This window comes from Pseudomonas versuta, assembly GCF_001294575.1.
GTDB classification, from domain to species: domain Bacteria; phylum Pseudomonadota; class Gammaproteobacteria; order Pseudomonadales; family Pseudomonadaceae; genus Aquipseudomonas; species Aquipseudomonas versuta.
Genome location: NZ_CP012676.1, coordinates 210,888 through 235,460 on the forward strand (window position 1 = coordinate 210,888; position 24,573 = coordinate 235,460).

21 protein-coding genes are annotated in these 24,573 nt (G+C 59.5%); 11 read left to right on the forward strand and 10 right to left on the reverse strand.

All coding sequences use genetic code 11. The annotated features are described in order from the left end of the window. The first annotated feature begins 1 nt into the window (after position 1). The 9 genes from murD to lpxC all read left to right on the forward strand — a co-directional run bounded on the left by murD (position 2) and on the right by lpxC (position 10,481). Positions 2-1,348 (forward strand): UDP-N-acetylmuramoyl-L-alanine--D-glutamate ligase, encoded by a 1,347-nt coding sequence (murD, locus tag AOC04_RS01000; protein WP_060690756.1) that lies wholly within the window; start codon positions 2-4, stop codon positions 1,346-1,348. Then, positions 1,345-2,559 (forward strand): putative lipid II flippase FtsW, encoded by a 1,215-nt coding sequence (gene ftsW / locus AOC04_RS01005; RefSeq protein WP_060690757.1) that lies wholly within the window; start codon positions 1,345-1,347, stop codon positions 2,557-2,559. Before murD ends, ftsW begins: the two co-directional genes overlap by 4 nt. After that, positions 2,549-3,619, forward strand: coding sequence for an undecaprenyldiphospho-muramoylpentapeptide beta-N-acetylglucosaminyltransferase (murG, locus tag AOC04_RS01010; protein ID WP_060690758.1), 1,071 nt, complete (start codon positions 2,549-2,551; stop codon positions 3,617-3,619). Before ftsW ends, murG begins: the two co-directional genes overlap by 11 nt. Further along, positions 3,612-5,072: a UDP-N-acetylmuramate--L-alanine ligase gene (gene murC / locus AOC04_RS01015; protein WP_060690759.1), complete on the forward strand. Its 1,461-nt coding sequence runs from the start codon at positions 3,612-3,614 to the stop codon at positions 5,070-5,072. The genes murG and murC overlap by 8 nt, the downstream gene beginning before the upstream one ends. Continuing rightward, positions 5,069-6,025: a D-alanine--D-alanine ligase gene (locus AOC04_RS01020; RefSeq protein WP_060690760.1), complete on the forward strand. Its 957-nt coding sequence runs from the start codon at positions 5,069-5,071 to the stop codon at positions 6,023-6,025. Before murC ends, AOC04_RS01020 begins: the two co-directional genes overlap by 4 nt. A gap of 4 nt (positions 6,026-6,029) precedes the next feature. Then, complete coding sequence (locus tag AOC04_RS01025) at positions 6,030-6,896, forward strand: cell division protein FtsQ/DivIB (protein WP_060690761.1); 867 nt, start codon at positions 6,030-6,032, stop codon at positions 6,894-6,896. Positions 6,897-6,911: 15 nt separating this feature from the next. Next, entirely contained in the window at positions 6,912-8,171 is a 1,260-nt protein-coding gene (ftsA, locus tag AOC04_RS01030; protein ID WP_003443600.1) for a cell division protein FtsA, read from the forward strand. A 71-nt stretch (positions 8,172-8,242) separates the two neighbouring features. Beyond that, on the forward strand, positions 8,243-9,457 hold the full coding sequence (ftsZ, locus tag AOC04_RS01035; RefSeq protein WP_060690762.1) for a cell division protein FtsZ: 1,215 nt from the start codon (positions 8,243-8,245) through the stop codon (positions 9,455-9,457). Between the two features lie 112 nt (positions 9,458-9,569). After that, positions 9,570-10,481 carry a UDP-3-O-acyl-N-acetylglucosamine deacetylase gene (gene lpxC, locus AOC04_RS01040; RefSeq protein WP_003443572.1) on the forward strand — a complete coding sequence of 304 codons (912 nt, stop codon included), beginning with the start codon at positions 9,570-9,572 and terminating at the stop codon, positions 10,479-10,481. Between the two features lie 136 nt (positions 10,482-10,617). Here lpxC and AOC04_RS01045 read toward each other — a convergent pair whose 3' ends face one another. From AOC04_RS01045 to AOC04_RS01075, 7 genes are all read right to left on the reverse strand, one after another. Next, on the reverse strand, positions 10,618-12,069 hold the full coding sequence (locus AOC04_RS01045; RefSeq protein WP_335337693.1) for a sensor domain-containing diguanylate cyclase: 1,452 nt from the start codon (positions 12,067-12,069) through the stop codon (positions 10,618-10,620). Positions 12,070-12,228: 159 nt separating this feature from the next. Further along, complete coding sequence (locus AOC04_RS01050) at positions 12,229-13,548, reverse strand: OprD family porin (RefSeq protein ID WP_060690764.1); 1,320 nt, start codon at positions 13,546-13,548, stop codon at positions 12,229-12,231. A gap of 192 nt (positions 13,549-13,740) precedes the next feature. Then, positions 13,741-13,947, reverse strand: a complete 207-nt coding sequence (locus tag AOC04_RS01055; RefSeq protein ID WP_397455790.1) for a hypothetical protein — start codon at positions 13,945-13,947, stop codon at positions 13,741-13,743. A gap of 271 nt (positions 13,948-14,218) precedes the next feature. Then, on the reverse strand, positions 14,219-15,598 hold the full coding sequence (locus tag AOC04_RS01060) for a heavy metal sensor histidine kinase (protein ID WP_073514874.1): 1,380 nt from the start codon (positions 15,596-15,598) through the stop codon (positions 14,219-14,221). Continuing rightward, positions 15,591-16,265 (reverse strand): heavy metal response regulator transcription factor, encoded by a 675-nt coding sequence (locus tag AOC04_RS01065; protein ID WP_060690766.1) that lies wholly within the window; start codon positions 16,263-16,265, stop codon positions 15,591-15,593. The genes AOC04_RS01060 and AOC04_RS01065 overlap by 8 nt, the downstream gene beginning before the upstream one ends. An 8-nt stretch (positions 16,266-16,273) precedes the next feature. Continuing rightward, a complete protein-coding gene (locus AOC04_RS01070; protein ID WP_060690767.1) occupies positions 16,274-19,369 on the reverse strand; it encodes a multidrug efflux RND transporter permease subunit in 3,096 nt (1,031 codons plus the stop codon). Beyond that, positions 19,366-20,520, reverse strand: a complete 1,155-nt coding sequence (locus AOC04_RS01075; RefSeq protein ID WP_060690768.1) for an efflux RND transporter periplasmic adaptor subunit — start codon at positions 20,518-20,520, stop codon at positions 19,366-19,368. The genes AOC04_RS01070 and AOC04_RS01075 overlap by 4 nt, the downstream gene beginning before the upstream one ends. A gap of 195 nt (positions 20,521-20,715) precedes the next feature. On the opposite strand from AOC04_RS01075, the gene AOC04_RS01080 reads away from it, so the two are divergent. Beyond that, positions 20,716-21,057, forward strand: coding sequence for a hypothetical protein (locus tag AOC04_RS01080; RefSeq protein ID WP_060690769.1), 342 nt, complete (start codon positions 20,716-20,718; stop codon positions 21,055-21,057). Between the two features lie 83 nt (positions 21,058-21,140). Continuing rightward, positions 21,141-21,386, forward strand: a complete 246-nt coding sequence (locus AOC04_RS01085; RefSeq protein WP_029612219.1) for a hypothetical protein — start codon at positions 21,141-21,143, stop codon at positions 21,384-21,386. Positions 21,387-21,390: 4 nt separating this feature from the next. Here the strand turns inward: AOC04_RS01085 and AOC04_RS01090 are convergent, their stop codons facing one another. The 3 genes from AOC04_RS01090 to norR form a co-directional block, all read right to left on the reverse strand. Beyond that, the gene (locus AOC04_RS01090) at positions 21,391-21,864 is read right to left on the reverse strand and encodes a GNAT family N-acetyltransferase (RefSeq protein WP_060690770.1); all 474 of its coding nucleotides are present in this window, start codon (positions 21,862-21,864) and stop codon (positions 21,391-21,393) included. Between the two features lie 5 nt (positions 21,865-21,869). Next, the gene (locus AOC04_RS01095) at positions 21,870-22,769 is read right to left on the reverse strand and encodes a chemotaxis protein CheV (protein ID WP_060690771.1); all 900 of its coding nucleotides are present in this window, start codon (positions 22,767-22,769) and stop codon (positions 21,870-21,872) included. Between the two features lie 172 nt (positions 22,770-22,941). Further along, complete coding sequence (norR, locus tag AOC04_RS01100) at positions 22,942-24,486, reverse strand: nitric oxide reductase transcriptional regulator NorR (protein WP_060690772.1); 1,545 nt, start codon at positions 24,484-24,486, stop codon at positions 22,942-22,944. Positions 24,487-24,573: the final 87 nt, after the last annotated feature.

Here is a 24,573-nt window from a genome sequence, read left to right on the forward strand (position 1 = left end):
TGTGTCTCTGATCGCTTCTGACCACTTCCGCATCGTTGTCGGCCTCGGCAAGAGCGGCATGTCCCTGGTGCGCTTTCTGGCGCAACGGGGCGTGTCTTTTGCCGTGGCGGATACGCGGGAAAATCCACCGGAGATGGCCACGCTGCGCCGTGACTATCCGCACGTGGAAGTGCGTTGTGGCGAACTGGATGTCGAATTCCTGTGCCGTGCCGATGAGCTCTACGTGAGCCCCGGCCTGGCATTGGCGACTCCGGCCCTGCAGGCCGCGGCTGCCCGTGGCGTGAAGCTGTCGGGTGACATCGAGCTGTTCGCGCGTAACGCGAAGGCACCTATCGTGGCAATCAGTGGTTCCAACGCCAAAAGCACCGTGACCACGCTGGTCGGTGAAATGGCTGCAGCTGCCGGCAAGCGGGTCGCCGTCGGCGGTAACCTTGGCACGCCGGCGCTGGATCTGCTGAGCGATGACATTGAGCTGTACGTAATGGAACTGTCGAGCTTCCAGCTGGAAACCACCGACCAGTTGGGTGCCGAAGTGGCCACTGTGCTGAATGTCAGCGAAGACCACATGGACCGCTACAGCGGCCTGCCTGCCTACCACCTGGCCAAACACCGGATCTTTCGCGGTGCCCGGCAGGTTGTGGTCAACCGCCAGGACGCGCTGACCCGTCCATTGATGAGCGAAGGGCTGCCGTGCTGGACGTTCGGTCTGGGCGTGCCCGACTTCAAGGCCTTCGGCCTGCGTGAAGAAAACGGCGAAAAATACCTCGCCTTCGAATTTCAAAACCTGATGGCGGTCCGCGAGCTGAAAGTACGTGGTGCCCACAATCAGGCCAATGCCCTGGCAGCACTGGCGCTGGGGCATGCTGTGGGCCTGCCGTTCGACGCCATGTTGAGCAGCCTGCGCAGCTTCACCGGCCTTGAGCATCGCTGCCAGTGGGTGCGCGAACTCGATGGTGTGAGCTACTACAACGACTCCAAGGCCACCAACGTGGGCGCCGCATTGGCTGCCATCGAAGGCCTGGGAGCGGACATGGACGGCAAGCTGGTCTTGATCGCTGGCGGTGATGGCAAGGGCGCTGACTTCAGCGGCCTGCGTGACTCTGTGGCCAGATATTGCCGCGCAGTGGTCCTGATAGGCCGTGATGCAGGCCTGATCGCGGATGCCCTGGGCGATGCCGTGCCGCAGGTGCGTGTCGGCTCGCTGGACGAGGCCATTGCGCGCAGCCGTTCGTTGGCACACTCCGGTGACGCAGTATTGCTGTCCCCGGCCTGCGCCAGTTTCGACATGTTCAAAAATTACGAAGAGCGTGGCCATCTGTTTGCGCGTGCAGTGGAGGCCCTGACATGATCTTCGGCATTCTCAAACCCTATCCTTCGCCGCTGATCACGGGCCGCGGCGTTGACCTGGACTTCGCGTTTCTCGCCGGTTGCCTGGCGTTGCTCGGTCTTGGTCTGGTGATGATTACCTCGGCATCGTCAGAAGTTGCCGCCTTGCAGTCGGGTAACTCCCTGTACCACATGATCCGCCATCTGTTTTACATCGCGCTCGGTCTGGGCGCGTGCGTGCTGACCATGATGGTGCCGATTGCGACCTGGCAGCGAATGGGCTGGATGTTGCTCATTGGTGCGTTCGGCTTGCTGGTGATGGTGTTGCTGCCGGGCATTGGCCGTGAGGTAAACGGTTCGATGCGCTGGATCGGTTTCAGCTTCTTTAACGTACAGCCCTCTGAAGTTGCCAAGGTGTTCGTGGTGATCTACCTGGCCGGTTATCTGGTCCGTCAGCAGAAAGAAGTCCGTGAAAGCTGGATGGGCTTCTTCAAGCCTTTCATCGTGTTGCTGCCGATGGCCGGTCTGTTGCTGATGGAGCCTGACTTCGGGGCCACCGTCGTAATGATGGGCGCAGCGGCGGCGATGTTGTTCCTGGGCGGTGTCGGCCTGTTCCGCTTTGCGCTGATGGTGGCATTGGCGGTCGGTGCGGTATTCGTGCTGGTCCAGGCGCAGCCTTATCGTATGGCGCGATTGATCACCTTTACCGACCCGTGGTCCGACCAGTTCGGCTCCGGTTACCAGCTGACTCAGGCCCTGATCGCGTTCGGTCGCGGCGAGTGGTTCGGGGTCGGTCTGGGCAACAGCGTACAGAAGCAGTTTTACCTGCCGGAAGCCCACACCGACTTTGTGTTCTCGGTACTGGCTGAAGAGCTGGGTGTGGTCGGCTCCTTGCTGACCGTGGCCCTGTTTGTATTCGTCTGCGTACGCGGCATGTACATCGGCCTGTGGGCCGAGCGGGCCAAGCAATATTTTGCGGCCTACATGGCATACGGCTTGTCGTTCCTGTGGATCGGTCAGTTCCTGATCAACATCGGGGTAAACGTCGGTTTGCTGCCAACCAAAGGTCTGACCTTGCCATTCCTCAGCTATGGCGGCAGTTCGCTGGTTATTTGCTGCGTGTGCATGGGCTTGTTGCTGCGGATCGAGTGGGAGAGTCGAACCCATCTGGGCAGCGAAGAGACCGATTTCAAAGAAAGTGACTTCGCAGAGGAGCCGAACCATGGGCGCTAATGTGCTGATCATGGCAGGCGGCACCGGCGGGCATGTGTTCCCTGCTTTGGCCTGTGCGCGAGAATTCGAAGCCCGCGGCTACACCGTGCACTGGCTTGGAACCCCGCGTGGCATCGAGAACGAGCTGGTAGAGCCGGCAGGTTTTACCCTGCACCGGATCAACGTGGCGGGCCTGCGTGGCAAGAGCAAACTGTCGCTGTTCAAGGCCCCGTTTGTGTTGCTCAAGGCGATGTTCCAGGCGCGAAAAATCATTCGTCAGCTCAAGCCGGTCTGCGTGCTCGGGTTTGGTGGTTATGTGACCGGCCCGGGTGGCCTAGCCGCCCGGACCTGCGGTGTGCCGGTGATCATTCACGAGCAGAACGCCGTGGCCGGTACCGCCAACCGTTTGCTGGTGCCGATGTCGAGCCGTGTGTGCGAAGCCTTCCCAGAAACGTTTGCGGCATCGGACAAGCTGCGCAGTACCGGCAACCCGGTCCGCCCTGAATTGTTCACCCTGGCGCCACGTGCTGCACTCGAAGGCCGCAAGGCGCGCCTGTTGGTGCTGGGCGGTAGCCTGGGGGCCGAGCCATTGAACAAGTTGTTGCCTGAAGCACTGGCCAAAGTACCGGCCCAGGTGCGTCCTGAAGTGTTTCATCAGGCCGGCAAACAGCACGATCAGATTACCGCCGAGCGCTATGAAGCGGCCGGTGTAGAGGCTCAAGTGCAGCCTTTTATCAAAGACATGGCCCAAGCCTATGGCTGGGCCGACATGGTGGTTTGTCGCGCAGGCGCGCTGACCGTCAGTGAACTGGCTGCGGCCGGTCTGCCATCGCTGCTGGTGCCTTTGCCCCACGCGATTGATGACCATCAGAGCCGTAATGCCGACTTTTTGGCTCGCGAGGGTGCTGCCTTCCTGATGCCGCAAGCGACAACTGGCGCAGCCGAACTGGCTGCACGCCTGACAGAGGTTTTGATGCAACCGGAACGACTGAACAGCATGGCGACCAACGCTCGCCGCCTGGCCAAACCTGATGCAACCCGCAACGTCGTAGATATCTGCCTGGAGGTGGCCAATGGTTGAGAATCAGAAAGCCATGCCGCAACCGGAAATGCGCCGTATCCGTCGTATCCACTTCGTCGGAATCGGCGGCGTGGGCATGTGTGGCATTGCCGAGGTGTTGCTGAACCTGGGTTATGAAGTGTCGGGCTCCGACCTGAATGCATCGCCTGTTACCGAGCGACTTGAATCGTTCGGAGCGCACATCTTTATCGGTCACCGCGCCGAGAACGCTGCCAATGCCGATGTTTTGGTCGTGTCCAGTGCGGTGAACACCTCCAACCCTGAAGTCGCAACTGCGCTGGAACGCCGTATTCCGGTGGTGCCTCGGGCCGAAATGCTGGCCGAGCTGATGCGTTATCGCCACGGCATCGCCGTGGCCGGTACCCACGGCAAAACCACCACCACCAGCCTGCTGGCCTCGGTGTTCGCGGCCGGTGGCCTTGATCCGACCTTCGTGATCGGTGGTCGCCTGAATGCAGCGGGCACCAATGCACAGCTTGGAACGAGCAGATACCTGATTGCCGAAGCTGACGAAAGCGATGCCAGCTTCCTGCACCTGCAGCCGATGGTTGCGGTGGTGACCAACATCGACGCCGATCACATGGCGACCTACGAAGGCGACTTCAACAAACTGAAGAAAACCTTCGTCGAGTTTCTGCACAACCTGCCGTTCTACGGTCTGGCCGTGCTGTGCCTGGATGATCCGGTGGTGCGTGAAATCCTGCCGCTGGTCAAGCGTCCGACCGTCACATACGGCTTCAGCGAAGCCGCCGACGTGCGTGCGATCAATGTTCGCCAGCAAGGCATGCAAACCTTCTTCACGGTGCTGCGTCCGGAACGCGAGCCGCTGGATGTGTCGGTGAACATGCCGGGCAACCACAACGTGCTGAATGCGTTGGCGACCATTTGCATCGCTTCTGATGAAGGCGTCAGCGATGAGGCCATCGTCCAGGGGCTGTCCGGCTTCCAGGGTGTAGGCCGGCGCTTCCAGGTTTACGGCGAGCTGCCGGTAGACGGTGGCCACGTGATGCTGGTGGACGACTACGGTCACCACCCGACTGAAGTCGCGGCCGTGATTAAAGCGGTGCGCGGTGGCTGGCCGGATCGTCGCCTGGTCATGGTCTACCAGCCGCATCGCTTCAGCCGTACCCGCGATCTGTATGACGATTTCGTGCAGGTGCTGGCCGACGCCAACGTGCTGCTGTTGATGGAAGTCTACCCGGCCGGCGAAGAGCCGATTCCGGGCGCTGACAGCCGTCAGCTGTGCCACAGCATCCGTCAGCGTGGCCAGCTGGACCCGATCTACATCGAGCGTGGCGTTGAGCTGGCGCCGATCGTCAAGCCGCTGCTGCGTGCCGGCGACATCCTGTTGTGCCAAGGGGCGGGCGATATCGGCCGTCTGGCACCACAACTCATTAACAGTCCGTTGTTCGCCGGTGCCGTTGTCGCAGCCAGCGAGGGGAAGTTGAAATGACCGCTGCCTACGCCAATCTGTTCTCGACCATTGCCCCTGCCGACTTCGGTCGCGTTGCCGTGTTGTTTGGTGGAAAAAGCGCTGAGCGCGCAGTGTCCCTGAAGTCCGGCAATGCCGTGCTCGAGGCACTGCAAAGTGCGGGTGTGAACGCTTTCGGTATCGATGTCGGCGACGATTTCATCGCCCGGATCACGCACGAAAAAATCGACCGTGCCTTTATCATTCTCCATGGTCGCGGCGGTGAAGACGGCAGCATCCAGGGCTTGCTCGAATACATGGGCATTCCCTATACCGGTAGCGGCATCCTCGCCTCGGCGCTGGCAATGGACAAGTTGCGCACCAAGCAGGTGTGGCACAGCCTGGGTATCCCGACCCCGCGTCATGCCGTGCTGAGCAGCGAAGCCGATTGTATTTCTGCGGCGAAGGAACTGAGCTTCCCTTTGATCGTCAAACCGGCACATGAAGGTTCAAGTATCGGTATGGCCAAAGTGAACAGCGCTGACGAGTTGATCGTTGCGTGGACAGAGGCCAGTAAGTACGACTCGCAAGTGTTGGTTGAGCAATGGATCACCGGTCCCGAGTTCACCATCGCCACCCTGCGTGACCAAGTGCTGCCACCTATTGCACTGGGCACCCCGCATTCGTTCTACGACTACGACGCCAAGTACGTGTCCTCTGATACTCAGTATCGGATCCCGTGCGGGCTTGATAGCACCAAGGAGCAAGAACTCATGGACCTCACGGCGAAAGCCTGTGAGGCGATAGGTATCGCCGGTTGGGGCCGTCTGGACGTGATGCAGGACACCGATGGCCAATTCTGGTTGCTCGAAGTCAACACCGCTCCGGGCATGACCGATCACAGTCTGGTGCCGATGGCGGCCCGTGCTGCCGGTCTGGATTTTCAACAGCTGGTGCTGTCGATTCTGGCAGCCAGCGTCGAGGCTCGAGGTTAAAAACATGCAAGGCGCATCGCTTCGTCATCAGCAACCCGCTCCCGGCCGCAAGCCGGTACCTCGGGGTGCCAGCCGGATGGTGGCTAAAGAGCCGATGTCAGTGCGCCTGCCAAAAGCCAATTTTGGCTTCTTGAAAGCATTATTCTGGCCCGTGTTGCTGGTGGTGCTGGGGTATGGCACCTACGAAGGCGCGCAGCGCTTAATGCCGTACGCCGACCGGCCGATTACCAACATCAACGTGCAGGGTGATCTGACCTATATCAGCCAGCAGGCCGTACAGCAGCGCATCGCCCCTTATGTTGCGGCGAGCTTCTTCACGGTCGATCTGGAAGGCATGCGGACCGAGCTTGAACAGATGCCCTGGATTGCCCATGCCGAGGTCCGTCGCGTCTGGCCGGACCAGGTGGTGATCCGGCTCGAAGAGCAGTTGCCGGTAGCCCGCTGGGGTGATGAAGCGCTGTTGAACAACCAGGGCCAGGCATTCACCCCGCGTGAGCTGGCCAATTACGAACACTTGCCGCAGCTGTTCGGCCCACAACGGGCTCAGCAGCAAGTGATGCAGCAGTATCAGGTGTTGAGCCAGATGTTGCGTCCGATGGGCTTCTCCATTGCCCGGCTGGAATTGCGTGAACGCGGTAGCTGGTTCCTGACCACCGGAGCCGGCAGTGCAGGGCCCGGGATCGAGTTGCTGTTGGGGCGCGATCACCTGGTAGAAAAAATGCGTCGCTTCATAGCCATCTATGAAAAAACGCTGAAAGAACAGATTACAAACATAGCGCGCATTGATTTGCGTTATGCCAACGGATTGGCCGTCGGCTGGCGGGAACCTGTGGCACCGACGATAGCCCAACCCGCTGTCGCGAAGAATTAAGAAGAGGCAGGACCCATGGCAAACGTGCAAAGCGGAAAAATGATCGTCGGTCTCGATATCGGCACCTCCAAGGTGGTGGCGCTGGTGGGCGAGGTCGGTGAAGACGGCACGATCGAAATCGTCGGTATTGGCACGCATCCGTCCCGTGGCCTGAAGAAAGGTGTGGTGGTGAACATCGAGTCCACCGTGCAATCGATCCAGCGCGCCATTGAAGAAGCGCAGCTGATGGCCGGTTGCCGGATTCACTCGGCGTTCGTCGGTGTGGCCGGCAATCACATCCGCAGTCTGAACTCCCACGGCATCGTGGCGATTCGGGATCGTGAAGTCAGCTCCGCCGACCTTGAGCGCGTCCTTGACGCTGCCCAGGCTGTTGCGATTCCGGCAGACCAGCGCGTGCTGCACACCTTGCCCCAGGACTACGTGATCGATAACCAGGAAGGCGTTCGTGAGCCACTGGGGATGTCGGGCGTACGTCTGGAAGCCAAGGTGCACGTAGTCACCTGCGCGGTGAATGCAGCACAGAACATCGAGAAATGCGTGCGCCGCTGTGGCCTTGAGGTGGACGACATCATCCTCGAGCAGCTGGCGTCGGCTTACTCGGTGCTGACCGACGACGAAAAAGAACTGGGCGTGTGCCTGGTCGACATCGGTGGCGGTACTACCGATATCGCGATCTTCACCGAAGGCGCCATTCGTCATACGGCCGTGATCCCGATTGCGGGCGACCAGGTGACCAACGACATCGCGATGGCGTTGCGCACACCTACCCAGTACGCCGAAGAAATCAAGATCCGTTACGCCTGCGCCCTGGCCAAACTGGCCGGTGCCGGCGAAACCATCAAAGTCCCGAGCGTTGGCGATCGTCCACCGCGCGAACTGTCCCGTCAGGCCCTGGCCGAAGTGGTCGAGCCGCGTTACGACGAGCTGTTCACCCTGATTCAGGCCGAGTTGCGTCGCAGCGGCTACGAAGACCTGATCCCGGCTGGCATCGTGTTGACCGGCGGTACTTCGAAAATGGAAGGCGCGGTCGAGCTGGCCGAAGAGATCTTCCATATGCCGGTTCGTCTGGGCGTACCGCACAGCTTCAAGGGCTTGTCCGATGTTGTGCGCAATCCGATTTACTCCACCGCTGTGGGCTTGTTGCTGTACGGGCTGCAAAAGCAGTCAGACGGCATCTCCATGTCGGGTATCAGCAACCGCGACAACTACAGCAGTGATGAACAAAAAGCCCCTGTGCTTGAGCGCCTGAAGCGCTGGGTCCAGGGCAACTTTTAAAGCTTGAGCAGTAAAAGATTCAAAGCAGTAGAAGTAGGCGAAAAAACTAGAGAAATGAAAGGAGAGGGAAAATGTTCGAACTCGTAGACAACATCCCGCAAAGCCCGGTAATCAAGGTTATCGGTGTTGGTGGTGGCGGTGGCAATGCTGTTAATCATATGGTTAAGAGCAACATCGAAGGCGTGGAATTCATCTGCGCCAACACTGACGCGCAAGCGCTGAAAAGCATCGGCGCCCGTACCATCCTGCAATTGGGCACCGGTGTGACCAAAGGCCTGGGTGCGGGTGCAAATCCTGAGGTCGGCCGTCAGGCCGCTCTGGAAGACCGAGAGCGCATCGCTGAAGTGCTGCAGGGCACCAATATGGTGTTCATCACCACGGGCATGGGCGGTGGTACCGGTACCGGTGCTGCGCCGATCATTGCCGAAGTGGCCAAGGAAATGGGGATCCTCACCGTTGCGGTGGTGACTCGTCCATTCCCGTTTGAAGGTCGCAAGCGCATGCAGATTGCTGACGAAGGTATTCGTCTGCTGTCCGAAAGCGTCGATTCGTTGATTACGATTCCGAACGAAAAACTGCTGACCATCCTGGGCAAGGACGCCAGCCTGCTGTCGGCTTTCGCCAAGGCCGATGACGTATTGGCCGGTGCCGTCCGCGGTATCTCCGACATCATCAAGCGTCCGGGCATGATCAACGTCGACTTTGCCGACGTACGTACCGTGATGAGCGAAATGGGCATGGCGATGATGGGCACTGGCTGCGCCAGCGGTCCGAACCGTGCACGTGAAGCAACGGAAGCGGCGATCCGCAACCCGTTGCTCGAAGACGTGAACCTGGAAGGCGCACGCGGCATCCTGGTGAACATCACCGCCGGTCCTGACCTGTCTCTGGGTGAGTACTCCGACGTGGGTAGCATCATCGAAGCCTTTGCTTCCGAGCACGCCATGGTCAAGGTTGGTACGGTTATCGATCCGGACATGCGCGACGAGCTGCATGTGACCGTGGTTGCGACCGGTCTGGGCGCTAAAATCGAGAAGCCGGTCAAGGTTATCGACAACAGTGTTCAAGCCTCTTACGCAGCCTCTTCGGCACACACGGCGTCTGCTCGTCAGGAAGCCCGTACCGAGCGTCAGGAGCAGCCAGCGGTGAACTACCGTGACCTGGATCGTCCTACTGTAATGCGTAATCAGGCCCAGCAAGGCGCGACTACTGCTGCCAAGCTCAACCCACAAGACGATTTGGATTACCTGGACATCCCGGCTTTCCTGCGTCGACAGGCTGATTAATGAAATCAATCAGGGGGATTAAGGTGATTGGTATTCAGCAAAGGTTCGGTCTGCTATTATCGCCAGCCTTTGTTGATACCAGTTCGCAATTTGCGCTGAAGCGGCCAATGCCATGATTAAACAACGCACCCTGAAAAATATTATCCGTGCCACAGGTGTCGGCCTGCACTCCGGTGAGAAGGTCTATCTGACCCTCAAGCCTGCGCCTGTGGATACCGGCATCGTGTTTTGTCGTGCAGACCTTGACCCTGTTGTGCAGATTCCTGCCCGCGCGGAAAACGTCGGCGAGACAACGATGTCGACCACGTTGGTCAACGGCGATACCAAAGTAGACACGGTAGAGCATTTGCTCTCGGCCATGGCTGGCCTGGGCATCGATAACGCCTACGTCGAACTCTCCGCGTCTGAAGTCCCGATTATGGACGGTAGCGCCGGACCTTTCGTGTTTCTGATTCAATCTGCCGGCCTGGAAGAACAGGACGCGCCGAAGAAGTTCATCCGTATCCTGCGTGAAGTGACAGTGGAAGATGGCGACAAGCGCGCCACTTTCGTCCCTTTCGAAGGCTTCAAGGTGAGCTTCGAGATCGATTTCGATCACCCGGTTTTCCGTAACCGTACCCAAAGCGCAACCGTGGATTTTTCCAGCACTTCGTTTGTAAAAGAAGTCAGCCGCGCGCGTACTTTCGGTTTCATGAGTGACATCGAGTACCTGCGCAAGCACAACCTCGCACTCGGCGGTAGCGTTGAAAACGCGATCGTGGTCGATGCCAATGGAGTACTGAACGAAGACGGTCTTCGCTATGAAGACGAATTCGTGAAGCACAAAATTCTCGACGCTATTGGCGACCTCTACCTGTTGGGCAATAGCCTGATTGGTGAGTTCAAGGGCTTCAAGTCTGGCCATGCTCTGAACAACCAGCTGCTTCGCAAGCTGATTGAACAGAAAGATGCATGGGAAGTCGTGACCTTTGAAGACGCCAGCACAGCACCGATCTCGTACATGCGTCCGGTTGCGGCAGTTTAAGTAAAACTTCTTTCTCTAGTTTTTGAAGGCCACCCTCGGGTGGCTTTTTTTTGCGCTGAAATTTGTGGGTGCTGTACACACGCTGCAGCAGCGAGCTTGCTCGCGAGCATTAAGGTCTGCTGCTTCGGGGGAATCTTCAGGCCTGCGGCTTGGGCCGCAATGCGTTCAGCCCGGTCTCGTTGATGTTCACTACCCGGTTTCGACCGCCTTTTTTGGCCTGGTAAAGTGCCTTGTCGGCAGTGCTGATCAGCGCTTGCGGGTCATCGCCAGGTTTTGCATAGCGGCTACAAGTGCCCAGGCTGACAGTCAGTTTCTTGTGGTTCGCGATGACAGGCTCCATCTCCTCGACGGCGGCACGAATCTTTTCAGCCAGCAGGCGGGTGCCGGTGGCCCCGGTTTCGGTCAGGATCACGGCAAACTCTTCGCCGCCATAACGGGCTGCCAGGTCGGCGGGGCGTCGGGTATGGGATTTGATGACCTGGGCAACGCGACGTATTGCTTCATCGCCGGCTTGATGCCCGTGGGAGTCATTGAAGTCCTTGAAGTTGTCGATATCAATCATCATCAGCGAAACAGGACTGCCCGAGCGTTGTGCTCTGCGCCATTCCAGATCAAGGGTTGTGTCCAGTGTCCGGCGATTGGCCAGTCCGGTCAGCGGGTCGGTTGCTGCCAGTTCGGCAAGTACCCGTTCGGCCTGATGACGCAAGCGCAACTCGCGGGTCAGGAGCCAGGTGAGCCACAACAGGCCCAGACACAACAGAAGGGTGGCACTGCCGATCAGCAGGGCCGTGTGCCGCCAGTTGTCGAAAATACTTGAGGTCGAGACTGCAACCACCACCACTAGCGGAAGGTCGCGAACCTGGGCGAAGTTGTACAGACGTTCCTGATGATAGATCCCGGACATGGCAGTAAAGCTGCCATGTCGCTCCTTCAGAAAACGAATGAAATTGGGTGCCTGGCTTAGATTCTGGCCGATATAGGTTTGCGCTGACCCGGGATATTGGGTCAACAGAAAGCCGTCGGCGCTGACCAGACTGATGTTGCCGGTCGGCCCGATGTCCAGGCCACGGAACATGTTCTGGAAATAGCTCAATTTGATCTGACCTACTGCCACCCCCCGAAATGCACCTTCCGGACCTGAGACTCTACGGCTAAGGATAATGTTCCACTCATTGGGGTCTTGGCTGGAGTGGAAGGGGCGGCTGATGAAGATTTCGTCGTCTACAGCATTGAGGTGGGCCTGGAACCATGGCTGCTCGCGGGCCTTATCAGGCACGGGCATGGCCGCACCGGAGCTGGCGATCAGCTTGCCTTCGGCATCCACTACGAAAAATCCGGCATTGGACGGTGCTTCACTGGCTCTGGCAAAGAGCAGGGCGTGCCGGGTTCGGGGGGCAAGAGAGGAGAGTTCCTGGCTTTGCAGTAAATCGATCAGGCTGGTGAGCGCCGAGTCATACAGCGAAAAGGTGTTGCGAATGTCGCGGTTGATCAATTGCACCAGGTTCAACGCCGAACGCGTGGCTTCTTGCTCGGTATTGCGGTATTCCCTGACCAGCAAATAGCCAACGATACTGAGTATGGCAACCACTGAGAGTGTTGTTGCCCCGAACAGCATGCGTCGGGTGATGATATGTGTGCGCCGGGAGTGTGGAATGGCCTTAACCTCACTGATGCGTTTCGTGCCCAGACATAAGGTTGCGACCTATTGCCATAAGGCCAGCCTGAAGGCTGGCCTTATGCTCATAATTTAAAACACATCGACAGGATAGTCGATGATCACGCGGTATTCGTCTACATCGTTATCAACTGTCTGGTAGGCATCGTTGCCGCGGTTGGTTGCCCAGCGCAGACTCACCGCCAAGTCTTTGGCCTTGCCATCCTGAATCACATATTTCAGACCCAGGTCGCGCTCCCAGTGATGGGCATCCTTGCCTTGGGGGTTATACCAGTTGCCATAACCGATGCTATTGGCGTCAGCCTTGGTCAGGTCCAGTTCGCCGCGCGAGTACGAGATGCTGGACGTCAGGCCGGCAATCCCCAGGCCGGCAAAATCATATTCGTATTGCAGCTTCCAGGAGCGTTCGTTCGGGCCGTTGAAGTCCGAATATTGCTGCGAGTTGTCGAGGTAAACGCTGTCGCCCTGGTTGATGTAGTCAAATGGCGTGTTGCCATTGACCTTCTGCAGCACCGTGGTGAGCTTGTGTCCGGCCATGGAGAGCGCAAGATGCAGGCTGAATGTGTTGTTGTTGATATCCCCCAGCAGCGCTTTACCGCTGTCCCGGGTGTGATAGTAATGCAGCCCCGGATTCAGGCTGATGCTGTCTGACACGGCGTAGGTGTAATCCAGATCGTAGTAGTACTGGTCCCACACATCCTTGAGCTGGGCGGCGTACAGATTGCTGGTGATCTCGGGGATACCGCTCCACGACGCGCCGGCCCAGGTCAGGTGTTTGCTGGTCTGGTCGTCAAGGTTGCCGTAGGTGGTCGTCAGGCGGCGCATGCCGCTCTGGTTGTAGGGTTTGTTGAAGCTGGCCTGGCCACCCTCGAACATCCAGCCGTCAAAACTGTGGTTGGTCAGGCTGACGCCGCGAAAGGTCTGGGGCAGCATGCGGGTTTCGCCGCCGGCGATAACCGGGTTGGTCAAAAACAGATCACCGGCTTTGAGCTCGGTATCAAACGCGCGGATCTTCAGCGCGGCACCGGCTGATGAAAAGGATGTCGGCGCTTTGCCGTTGCCGTCACTGACCGGCAGGATGCTGCTGCCATCGGTGCCGCCACCGCCGTCCAGCTTCAGTCCGAGCATGCCATAGGCATCCAGGCCGAAACCGACTACGCCCTGGGTGAAGCCCGACTCGAATTTTCCCACAAAGCCCTGGCCCCATTCCTTGCTGTCGTCAGCATGGGGGCTGCGGATATCGTGGTTCATGTAATAGTTTCGGGTATGAATCTTGAGGCTGGAGCCTTCAATAAAACCGTCTTTGGACGCTTCGTCGTCTGCGTGGGCGAAAGCGGGGATCGTTGCAGCCAGGGCAATGAATAAAGGACTTAGTTTGAGTGAATGCTTCACCAGGTTGGAGCTCCTTTTTAGGGCCGAAAGTTGTTGTAGTTCTCGATGATTACGCTGCCCGTCACAGGACGCCAAAGGAGCAGGCGCCTTAATTAAAGAGCAAAAAAAAGCCGCTATAATAGCGGCTTTTGAAACAGTTAGTCACATGTGTCGCGCGTGACTCACTGGGTAGGGAAGTCTTCAGGTGTTTACTCAGCTGTCTTTCGATTCATCCGAAACGCTGGATTTGGCCTGTATTTGCTCGGGCTTGGCGTCGTTTTGATGACGTGCTGCCAGTTCTGTTTGAGCCTGATCAAAAGACGCGGCGCGGGCCGCATTTTGTGCGACGAACGCGGGTGATTCTTCCGCCATGGCCAAGGGCGACAACAACAAAGACGACATGACGAAAACGCTGGCCATACCCATACTGCTGGACATTTCAAGGACCTTCTTGCTGAGCAAGTTCTGTGTGGTGTCAGCAATTTATAGCCATCGTGGCCAGTGAAAAAGCCCTGTTTCATACAAGGACTTTTGCGTTTTGGGTAACAAACCCGGGGAGGTGCCGGGTAGACACATTGAGTATTCAGGCACTGCTGAGTCTTGTGGGAGCTGACCTAGCGATGGCATCACGTCAGCGACACCGGTGTGCCTGTATCGCCAGCAAGCTGGCTCCCACAATAGGCTTGGGGCCTCAAACCGGTAAAAACAGGCCAAAGGTATTGCGCCCTTCGCCGCTGTACACAAACACATCCCCGCCATGCATCTGCGCGATGGCTTTGACGATCGCCAGCCCCAGCCCGTGATTGGCCCCGCTGTTGTGACGCGAGGCATCAACCCGATAGAAACGCTCGAACAACCGTGGCAAATGTTCATCGGCAATCGGTTCGCCCGGGTTGCTGATGCTGATGGTCACGCCCTCGGCACTCTGGTCGATCTGCACCTCAATCCGTTGCCCTGCTTCTGTGTGCTGTACGGCATTGCTCAGCAGGTTGATCAGTGCCCGACGCAGGTGGGCCTTCTCGATATTGACCTGCGCATCGCCGTTGACCCGCACCTCGACCCGCGCGTCTTCAAGAATGAACTCCAGGTACTCCAGAGTCGTTGCCACTTCGTCCGCCAGTGAGGCGCGGGTTAGCTTGCTGGCCTTGCTGCCCTGGTCGGCACTGGCCAGAAACAGCATGTCGTTGATAATGCTGCGCAGCCGCTCCAGTTCCTCAAGATTGGACTGCAGCACCTCAAAGTAATGCTCGGCAGAACGCCCCCGGGTCAGCGCCACCTGAGTCTGGCCAATCAGGTTGGTGAGCGGTGAACGCAGTTCATGGGCCACGTCGGCATTGAACGACTCCAGCCGTGTATAAGCCTGTTCGACCCGCTCCAGGGTGGAGTTGAAGGCGCTCACCAGTTGATCCAGCTCCGGTGGCAGTGGCGACAGGTGCAGGCGCCCGGACAGGCGCGGCGGTGCCAGTTTCAGCGCTTCCTCGGAGAGTTTGATCAAGGGTTTGAGGCCGATGCGGGCCACCCAGTAACCCAGCAGTGAGGCCAGTACCACACCGATAAACGCCAGGCTGATCAACGCCACCAGCAAATGGTGCTGGGTCTGGCGGAAGGTTTCGGTGTCTATGGCGGTCAGGAAGCGCAGGGCCGGTCGTTGTTCCCTGGCCGGAATCTGGCTGATCAGCACCTTCAACGGGTAGGTCTGGCCGGGCAGGTACAGGTCGCGGATCCCGGTCGGGCCCCTGGCGAACTCACGTACCGGCGCCTCGGGATTGCCGTACTCATACGCCGGGTCGCCACTGATGGCCCAAAACCGCAGGCGCTTGTCTTCTTCACTGAGCAGCTTGAGCTTGGCGCTGATCTTGGCCCAGTGATCAGGGTTTCCATAACGATTGATCGAGGACTCAAGCACGCTGTAGCGCGCATCCAGCTCGGCCTCGGGCAGACGGCCAATACCCTTGTCGACTTGCTGGTACAGCGCCCCGCCGATCAGCACGAACACCAGCAGGGCGACCAGGGTAAACATCGCGCTCAGACGCAGGGCGATGGAGTTCAGGCGATTGGGCCGCTTAAACACCGCGCCGCTCCAGCACGTAGCCCATGCCGCGGATGGTGTGCAGCAGCTTATGCTCGAACGGTCCGTCCAGCTTGGCGCGCAAGCGCTTGATCGCGACTTCGACCACGTTGGCGTCGCTGTCGAAGTTGATGTCCCAGACCATCTCGGCGATGGAGGTTTTGGACAGGATTTCCCCTTGGCGCCGCGCCAGCACGCTGAGCAGCGAAAACTCCTTGGCCGTCAGGTCCAGACGGGCTCCGGCGCGGGTGGCCTTGCGACTGATCAAATCTATCCACAGGTCATCGACCGTGACCTGTACCGGTTCGTGGCCGCCGCTGCGCCGGGTAAGGGCTTGCAGGCGGGCAACCAGCTCCAGAAATGAAAACGGCTTGCCCAGATAATCGTCGGCACCTTCGCGCAAACCGCGAATCCGGTCTTCAACCCGCTCGCGGGCAGTCAGCATGATCACCGGGGTCTGCTTGCGCGCGCGCAATGCCCGCAGCACGCCGAAGCCATCCAGGCCCGGCAGCATCACGTCGAGCACGATCACCGCATAATCGCTTTCCAGCGCCAGGTGCAAACCCTCGATGCCCTCACGGGCAACATCCACCGTGTAGCCTTGCTCGGTCAGGCCGCGATGCAGGTAATCAGCGGTTTTCTCTTCATCTTCAATTATCAGGACTCGCATAACCCGCCTCAGTGATTCGTCGCCAGCAAGCTGACGGGTTTGGAACGCTGGAACAATCGTTCAAGCCACAAGTATATGACCGGCGTGGTAAACAGCGTCAGGGCCTGGCTCACCAGCAACCCGCCAACCACGGCGATCCCCAGTGGCTGGCGCAGTTCGGCCCCGGTGCCATAGCCGAGCATCAGCGGCAGGGCGCCAAGCAAGGCGGCAAGGGTAGTCATGATGATCGGCCGGAAACGCGTCAGGCAGGCTTCATAGATCGCCTCTTCGGGCCTCAACCCGCGAGCGCGTTGGGCGTCGAGCGCGAAGTCGATCATCAGAATCCCGTTTTTCTTGACGATGCCGATCAGCAGTACCAGCCCGATCAGCGCCATGATCGAAAAGTCCTGGCCGCAGATCCACAGCATCACCAGCGCTCCGAGGCCGGCCGAAGGCAGGGTCGAAATGATCGTCAGCGGGTGCACGAAGCTTTCATACAGCACCCCCAGAATGATGTAGACCGCCACCAGAGCCGCCAGAATCAGCCACGGCTGGCTGGCCAGCGAACTCTGGAAGGCTTGCGCCGCGCCCTGGAAATTACCGCTGATAGTGCTTGGCATGCCGATGTCATTTTTCGCCTGATTGAGCATCAGCACCGCATCACCCAGCGCCACGCCGGGGGCGAGATTGAAAGACAGGTTGGCCGCCGGGAACATGCCGTCATGACTGATCGACAGCGGGCCACTGACTGGCGCATCGACTTTTGCCACGGCCGACAGCGGCACCATCTCGCCCGTCAGCGGTGAGCGCAGGTAGAAATAGTTCAGGCTTTCGGCCTTGCCACGCTGCTGTGCGTCGACTTCCAGAATCACGTTGTACTGGTTGGTCTCGGTCTGGAACTCATTGACCTGACGCTGGCCAAACGCGTCATACAGCGCTTCGTCGACATCGGTGGCCGTCAGGCCGAAGCGGGCGGCGGCGTTCCGGTCGATGCTGATATGGGTAATGCTGCCGCCCAGTTGCAGGTCGTTGGACAGGTCGCGGAAGGCCGGGTTGGTGCGCAGTTTTTCAGTCAGGTGCTGGGTCCAGGTATTAAGCGTTGGCCCGTCATTGCTCTTGAGCACGTACTGATACTGGCTGCGGCTGGGGCCCGAGCTGAGGTTGATGTCCTGCCCGGCGCGCAGGTACAGCACGATCCCCGGCACCTTGGCCAGTTGCGGGCGAATACGGTCGATAAACTCGCTGGCCGACACGTCGCGATCACTGCGGTCCTTGAGGGCAATCCAGAAGCGGCCGTTGGCGATGGTCTGGTTGCTGCCGGTCACCCCCACCGAATGTGAGAAGGCCTGCACCGCCGGGTCGGCACTGATGATATTGGCCAGCTCAAGATGTTTTTTGCTCATGTCGGCAAATGAGATGTCCGACGCCGCTTCACTGGTGCCCAGCACGAAGCCGGTGTCTTGCACCGGGAAGAACCCCTTGGGGATCAGCACGTAGCCGGCAATGGCCAGCGCCAGCGTCACCGCGAAAACCCCCAGCATCAGCTTCTGATGGGCCAGCGCCCGTTTCAGGCCCTTGTCATACAGCGCCAGCAGGCGTTCGCCAAAGCCGGGCCGGGCGTCGGCGTGGTACACCGGCGAGCGCATGAACAGCGCTGCCAGCGTGGGCGCCAGAGTCAGTGATACCAGCACCGAGATCAAAATGGTCGAGGTCGCGGTCAGGGCGAACTCCTTGAACAGCCGGCCCACCACCCCGCCCATGAACAGCAGCGGAATAAAGGCGGCGACCAGCGACAGGCTGATCGAGACCACGGTGAAACCAATCTCGCTGGAGCCCTTGATCGCCGCATCGCGCATGCTTTCGCCCGCTTCGAGATGGCGGTGGATGTTCTCCACCACCACGATCGCATCGTCGACCACAAACCCCACGGCCACCACAATCGCCACCAGCGTCAGGTTGTTGAGGCTGAAGCCCAGTACATACATCAGGGCAAAACTGGCAATCAGCGACACCCCCAGCACTGCCGAGACGATCAGGGTTGCCGACCACTGGCGCAGAAACAGCGCCATGACCGCGATCACCAGCAGCACTGCAATCAGCAGGGTGATTTCCACTTCATGCAGCGAGGCGCGGATGGTTTTGGTCCGGTCACTCAGTACCGTGACTTGCACCGACGCCGGGAGCATGGCCTGCAGGGCGGGGAGGGCAGCCTGAATACGGTCCACGGTCTCGACAATGTTGGCTCCCGGCTGGCGCGAGATCACCAGGTTCAGCCCCGGCTGATGCCCGGACCAAGCCTGCACGTAGTCGTTCTCGGAGCCGTTGATCACCCGTGCCACATCGCGCAGCTGCACCGGGGCGCCGTCCTTGTACGAGACGATCAACTGGCTGTACTCGTCGGCATCGAACAGTTGGTCGTTGGTGGACAGGGTAGAAATGCTCGAGGGGCCGTACAGCGCACCTTTGGCCAGGTTGAGGCTGGTTTGCTGAATCGCCAGGCGGATATCGGCCAGGGTCAGGCCGATGGCGGCCAGCTTGTCAGCCGAGGCCTGGACCCGGATCGCCGGACGTTGCTGACCGGTGATGTTGATCAGGCCGACACCGTCGATCTGGCTGATCTGACGCGCCAGCAGGGTTTCGACGTAATCGCTGAGTTCGGTGCCGGGCATCTGCATCGAGCTGATACTCAGAATCAACACCGGGCTGTCCGCCGGGTTGACCTTCTTCCAGGTCGGCAGGGTGGGCATGTCCTTGGGCAATTTGCCGGACGCGGTATTGATCGCCGCCTGTACCTCCTGGGCAGCAGTATCGATACTTTTATCGAGGGTGAACTGCAGGGTCAGGGTGGTGGAGCCCAGCGCGCTGCTGGAGGTCATCTGGGTCATGCCGGGGATGGCACTGAATTGCACTTCCAGGGGCGTGGCCACCGACGACGCCATGGTATCGGGGCTGGCGCCGGGCAGTTGTGCCGACACTTGAATGGTCGGGAACTCCGCTTCGGGCAAGGGCGCGACGGGCAGCTTCGGGAAGGCGATCAGCCCCAACAGCACCAGGGCGAAGGTCAGCAGCACCGTGGCGATCGGGTGATCGACACACCAGGCAGACAGCGAGCGGCCACTGTTCATGGTTGCACCGGTTGAACGCTGGTGAGCTCCGGTTCGCTCAAGACTTCAACCCGTGAGCCCGGTTTGAGTCGCGACTGGCCATCGCTGACCAGGGTATCGCCCGGGTTGACGCCGCTGATGATGTTCAGCCCGGTGTCCTGATACAGCAGTTGTACCGGCACGGTTTCGACCTTGTCGCCTACGGTGCGGTACACGAAATAATTGTCCAGGCCGCGCTGCACCACCTGAGGCGGTACCACTAAAGCATTGTGCGAAAGGCCGGTTTGAATCTCGATATTCACCAGTTGGCCGGGCCACAGGTTGTAGTCGGGGTTGTCGAACCGGGCCTTGACCTTGATCGTGCCGGTGGTTGCTGAAACCTGATTGTCGATCAGGCTCAAGCGGCCTTCGCCCAGGGGCGTGCCGCTGTGGCTGGAGTCGCCAACGAAGGCTTTGACCAGCGCCGGGTCTTTGGCATTCAGCAGGTTATGCAAGGTGGGGAGCAACTGTTGGGGCAGCGAAAACTCCACGGCAATCGGGTCGATCTGGGTGACGGAAAACAGCCCCTGGCTATCACTGACACGCAGGAAATTGCCCGGGTCGACCGCGCGAATCCCTACGCGGCCGGTCACTGGCGAGTGAATCTGCGTATACGACAATTGCACCTGCGCCGCTGCAATCGAGGCCTGATTGCCTTGCGCGGTGGCTTTGAGCTGATTGACCAGGGCCTGTTGCTGGTCGAGGGTTTGTTTGGACACGCCGTTGTCGACACTGAGCAGCTGGTAGCGCTTGAGGTCGATCAGGGCGACTTGCAGCTGGGCCTGGTTTTGCCCCAGTTGGGCCTTGGCCTGATCGAGGCTGGCCTGGATCGAACGGTCATCCAGGGTTGCCAGCAGGTCACCGGCCTTGACGGTCTGGCCTTCCTTGACCAGCAGCCGGGTGAGGATGCCGTCGATTTGCGGGCGAATCATCACGCTGTGCAACGACAGTACAGCGCCTATGCCGCTGACATAATGCGGCACATCTTGCTGAGTAACCTGAACCACCCGGACCGGAATCGCCGTGCCGGCGGCGGGTTTGCCGGGGGCCGGGCGAGCCGACCACCAGACACCGCAACCGATCAGGGCAACCACAAGCGTGCCCAGCAAGATTTTTTTTGTTTGAGTGCGCATGCCGGATAGACGCCGTGTGCGTGGAATTAGGGGACGTTAAGGTTATAGCCGGTCAACCCGGTCAATAAAGTGACCGCAAACTGACATTACGGACAGGCAGATAAAAATAGTGTTGTAGCGGTTAAGTAAACCGCCCCGGCGTCGATAGTTCTTTAAAGGGAGCACCTACGCGTTCCCATTCAAGGGGCGGTCATTATGAAAAACCTGGCGCTGGGTTTTGCAGCTTGCTCGATTTTCCTCCTTTCCAACCCGACCCAGGCTCAGGCCCTGATCGGCAGTGGCCAGATTCAGTTTCATGGCTCTATTGTCGAGCCGGCCTACGAGCTGGGGCTGGCCAGTCAAGTGGATTACGGTGAGACAGGCAAACTGATTGAAGTCGCGCCGGGTGTGGTCATCGCCATGAATATGGCCTTGCGCAAAGGCCGTGGCAGTGAACCTCTGTATTCCATGTCTTTCACCGAGCTGAAAAATCCGCAAAACCCCGGTGCAAGCCTGTCGTCGGGGAAAAAAGGTGTGGTGACTATTTCCTACCGCTGAGTGCTCCGCGGGGAAGGTCAGGCAGGTATACTGCGCGGTCTTGCGCCATCTGGCCTGATTTTCCCCCGTATTTCGGAGCTTTCATGACTACTCCTACACCAACGACCGCTCCTGATGCCGTGGGCACTGAGCAGGTCGATAGCGAAACCGGCCTCGACACCCCGAAAAAGCCGGTAATTCCTGCATTCACCTTTCCGTTCAAACCTTCCGAGTTCGCCAAGGCCAAGGCTGAAGGCCAGGCTTACTACCAGAAAAGCGGCCTGGGCGGTCACGACAAAACCCCGGGCGCTCCGCCGCACGGCACCCGTCGCACCATGGGCAAGCGCTGAGTTTCTAAAGCGCCAGCTGTTGAACCAGCGTCATGCCATGTTTTTGGTACAGGTGCAGGGCCCGCTGATTGTGCGCCATGACTTTCAGGTCAACCCAGGCTTCATTGCGTTGGCGAAAAACTGCAAAAACATGGCGCAATAGTGCACCGCCCAATCCTCGGCCCTGCTGTCGGGGATGCACCACCAAATCCTTGAGGTAGGCGCTGGTCCAGGCCTGGGCAACCGCCACTACCTCGCCTTCGAGCAGAACCACAAAGCACAGTTGCGGATCGTATTCGGCGTCATGGCGCAGGCAGTCCTGCCACTCTTGCAGCGGCGGCACACTGCCCTCGCCCTGGGCATAGCCTTGAACGAGCAAGTCATGCACGGGTTGCAGCAGCGCCGCATTGAGCGTTACCAGGGTGAACTCATCTGGCCACTGCGCTGGCTCCGGGGGATGGCTCAGGTCTTTGCGCAACAGCAGGCAGTGCTCGCTCATCGAACTCAATAACCCTGCTCGGCAACTGTACGAGCAGCCAGAATCAGGCACTGGGTCAGCTCTGGTGACGAGAACTTGGTCAGCACCGCGTTGGCTCCGGCCAGGCGTGCTTTCTCGCTGTTCATCGCACTGTTCAACGAGGTGTGCAGCAGCACATAAAGATGTGCGAAGTCCGGGGTTTCACGCACGGTACGGGTGAAGGAATAGCCATCCATCTCTGACATTTCGATGTCTGATACCACGACGTTGATTTGCTCCGGCGTACCCTGCAGCTCCAGCAGCCGCTCGATGGCCTCCCTGGCGCTGCGTGCCGTGTGGCAATGCAGTCCCAGGTTGCGCAAGGTAATCACCGACTGTTGCAGCGCGACCTGACTGTCATCGACCACCAGAATCCGGGCGCCGGCCAGCAGTTTGCTGTCTTCGCGGCTCAGGGCTTCGGTGAGGGCTTCAACCCTGGCGGGGGTGATGCCATGAATCACCTTTTCGATATCCAGTACCTGCACCAGCGCGCCGTCGACCTGGGTTACCCCGGTAATGTACGAGCGCTTGCCCGAGCCATAGGGTGGCGGGCGAATGTCGGTGCTCAGGCAGTGCACGATTTTGCTCACAGCCTGGACGTGAAGCCCCTGTTTGGAGCGACTGACATCGGTCACGATCAGGCAGCCGCCTTCGGGATCAAGCAGCGGTTGTTCGCCGATGGCACGGCTCAGGTCGATCACTGTCAGCGATGCGCCGCGCAGGACTGCAACGCCTTTCACGTGGGGGTGCGACTCGGGCATTTTGGTCAGCGCGGGGCAGGGAATGATTTCACTGACCTTCAACAGATTGATCGCCATCAGCTTGCCGCTGCGCAAAGTGAACAGCAGAAGCGATAGTGAATCTGCGCGAGCGTTGTTCGATGACATAAAAACCTTCTGGAAGGGGGCAGTGATACGGGGTTATCGACCTGAAACCGGAATTCTGTAATTGCCGCAACCCGTAGTCGCTGACGAGGCACGAGGCTGCGATAAGGGCCGCAGGACCTTCAGCATCCCGGGGTCGCTGCGCAACCCATCGCAGCCTCGTCAGCGACTACGGTTATTTCAACCCCAGCCGCCTGGCCATCCGCCCCATGTTGGCGCGGTCCAGCCCCAGTTCCCGGGCCGCACTGGCCCAGTTGTGTTGATGGCGCTCAAGGCAGGCGCTGATGAGCTGGCGCTGATAGTTCTCGGTGGCCAGGCGCAAATCGCCCACGGCGTCCGGCACGGCCTGGGGCTTGACCACTGCAGGTTCGGTGGTGGTCGTGGGCAAATCCAGATCGGCTGCGGTCAATGTCAGGATCCGTGGCCGCGGATTGCAACGGCCAAGGGCCTTGAGTGCGCTGCGGCCGATCAAGTGCTCCAGTTCACGCACGTTGCCCGGCCAGTCGTAATGCAGCAGGGCGGCCTGTGCATCCGGACTCAGGCGCAAGCTGCCCAACCCCATGCGTGAACGGTTCTGCTCCAGGAAAAAACCGCTCAACAGCAGTACGTCGCGCCCGCGTTCCCGCAGGGCGGGCACCTTGAGCGGATAAACACTCAAGCGATGGTAAAAATCGGCACGGTAACGGCCGGCACGTACTTCTTCAGCCAGATCGCGGTTGGTGGCGGCGATCAGCCGCACATCGACCTGATGCTCCTGATCCGACCCCAGTCGCTGTAGCTGCCCGCTTTGCAGCACGCGCAGCAGCTTGGCCTGCACCGTCAGCGACAGCTCGCCCACCTCATCCAGAAACAGGCTGGCGCCATTGGCCAGTTCAAACTTGCCCCGTCGGTCCTGAGTCGCGCCGGTGAAGGCGCCACGCACATGGCCGAACAGCTCGCTTTCAACCAGGGTGTCGGGCAGGGCGGCGCAGTTGAGGCTGATCAGCGGCTTTTCGGCCCGGGGCGAAGCGGCATGAATCGCCTGGGCGACCAGCTCTTTGCCGACCCCGGTTTCGCCCGTGATCAGCACGGTCAGGTCGCTGCCGCCCACCAAGGCGATTTCTTCGAGCAGGCGTTTGTGGGGTTTGCTTTGCCCGATCAACTCTTTATTCGGTGCGCCGTGGGCCTGTCGATAGAGTTCGGCCTTTTGCTGCTCATCTTCGACCCGTGACGCCAGACGCTCGATACGCCGGGCCACGTTAACCGTGGCCGCGGCCAGGCTGGCAAAGGCCTGCAGGTCATCGAGGTCGATGGGTTCAAAGCGTTTGCAATCCAGTGCATCGAGGGTCAGGAGGCCCCATGGCCGCTCCTCGACAAACAACGGGCAGCCCATGCAGTCATGCACCTCAAGATGTTCGGCCAGGCCGTCGACCAGGCCGTCATAGGGGTCGGGCAGTTCGCAGTCGCTGGGGAAGCGCGTTGGCCCCGGGCTGCTGAGCAGGGCTTCAAAGCGCGGGTGTTCGCTGATTCTGAAGCGCCGACCCAGCGTGTCGAGACTCAAACCGTCAACGGCCAGCGGCACCAGCCATTCGCCGTCCAGCCGTAGCAGGGCGGCGGCGTCGCACGGCAACACGGCACGCAGCGCTTGCAGCAGGCGCCGGTAGCGTTCGCCCTCGGGCAGATCCCGGGACAGGTCGGCAACCAGGGGCAGTAGGGCAGTTAGCAGCGATTTTGCAGTCATATTGACCTCATCTAGTCGATATGACTCTAGTACAGGGCGGGTCATAATGACAATCTGGTTTTTAAACTATTGTTTTTAAAGAGTTTT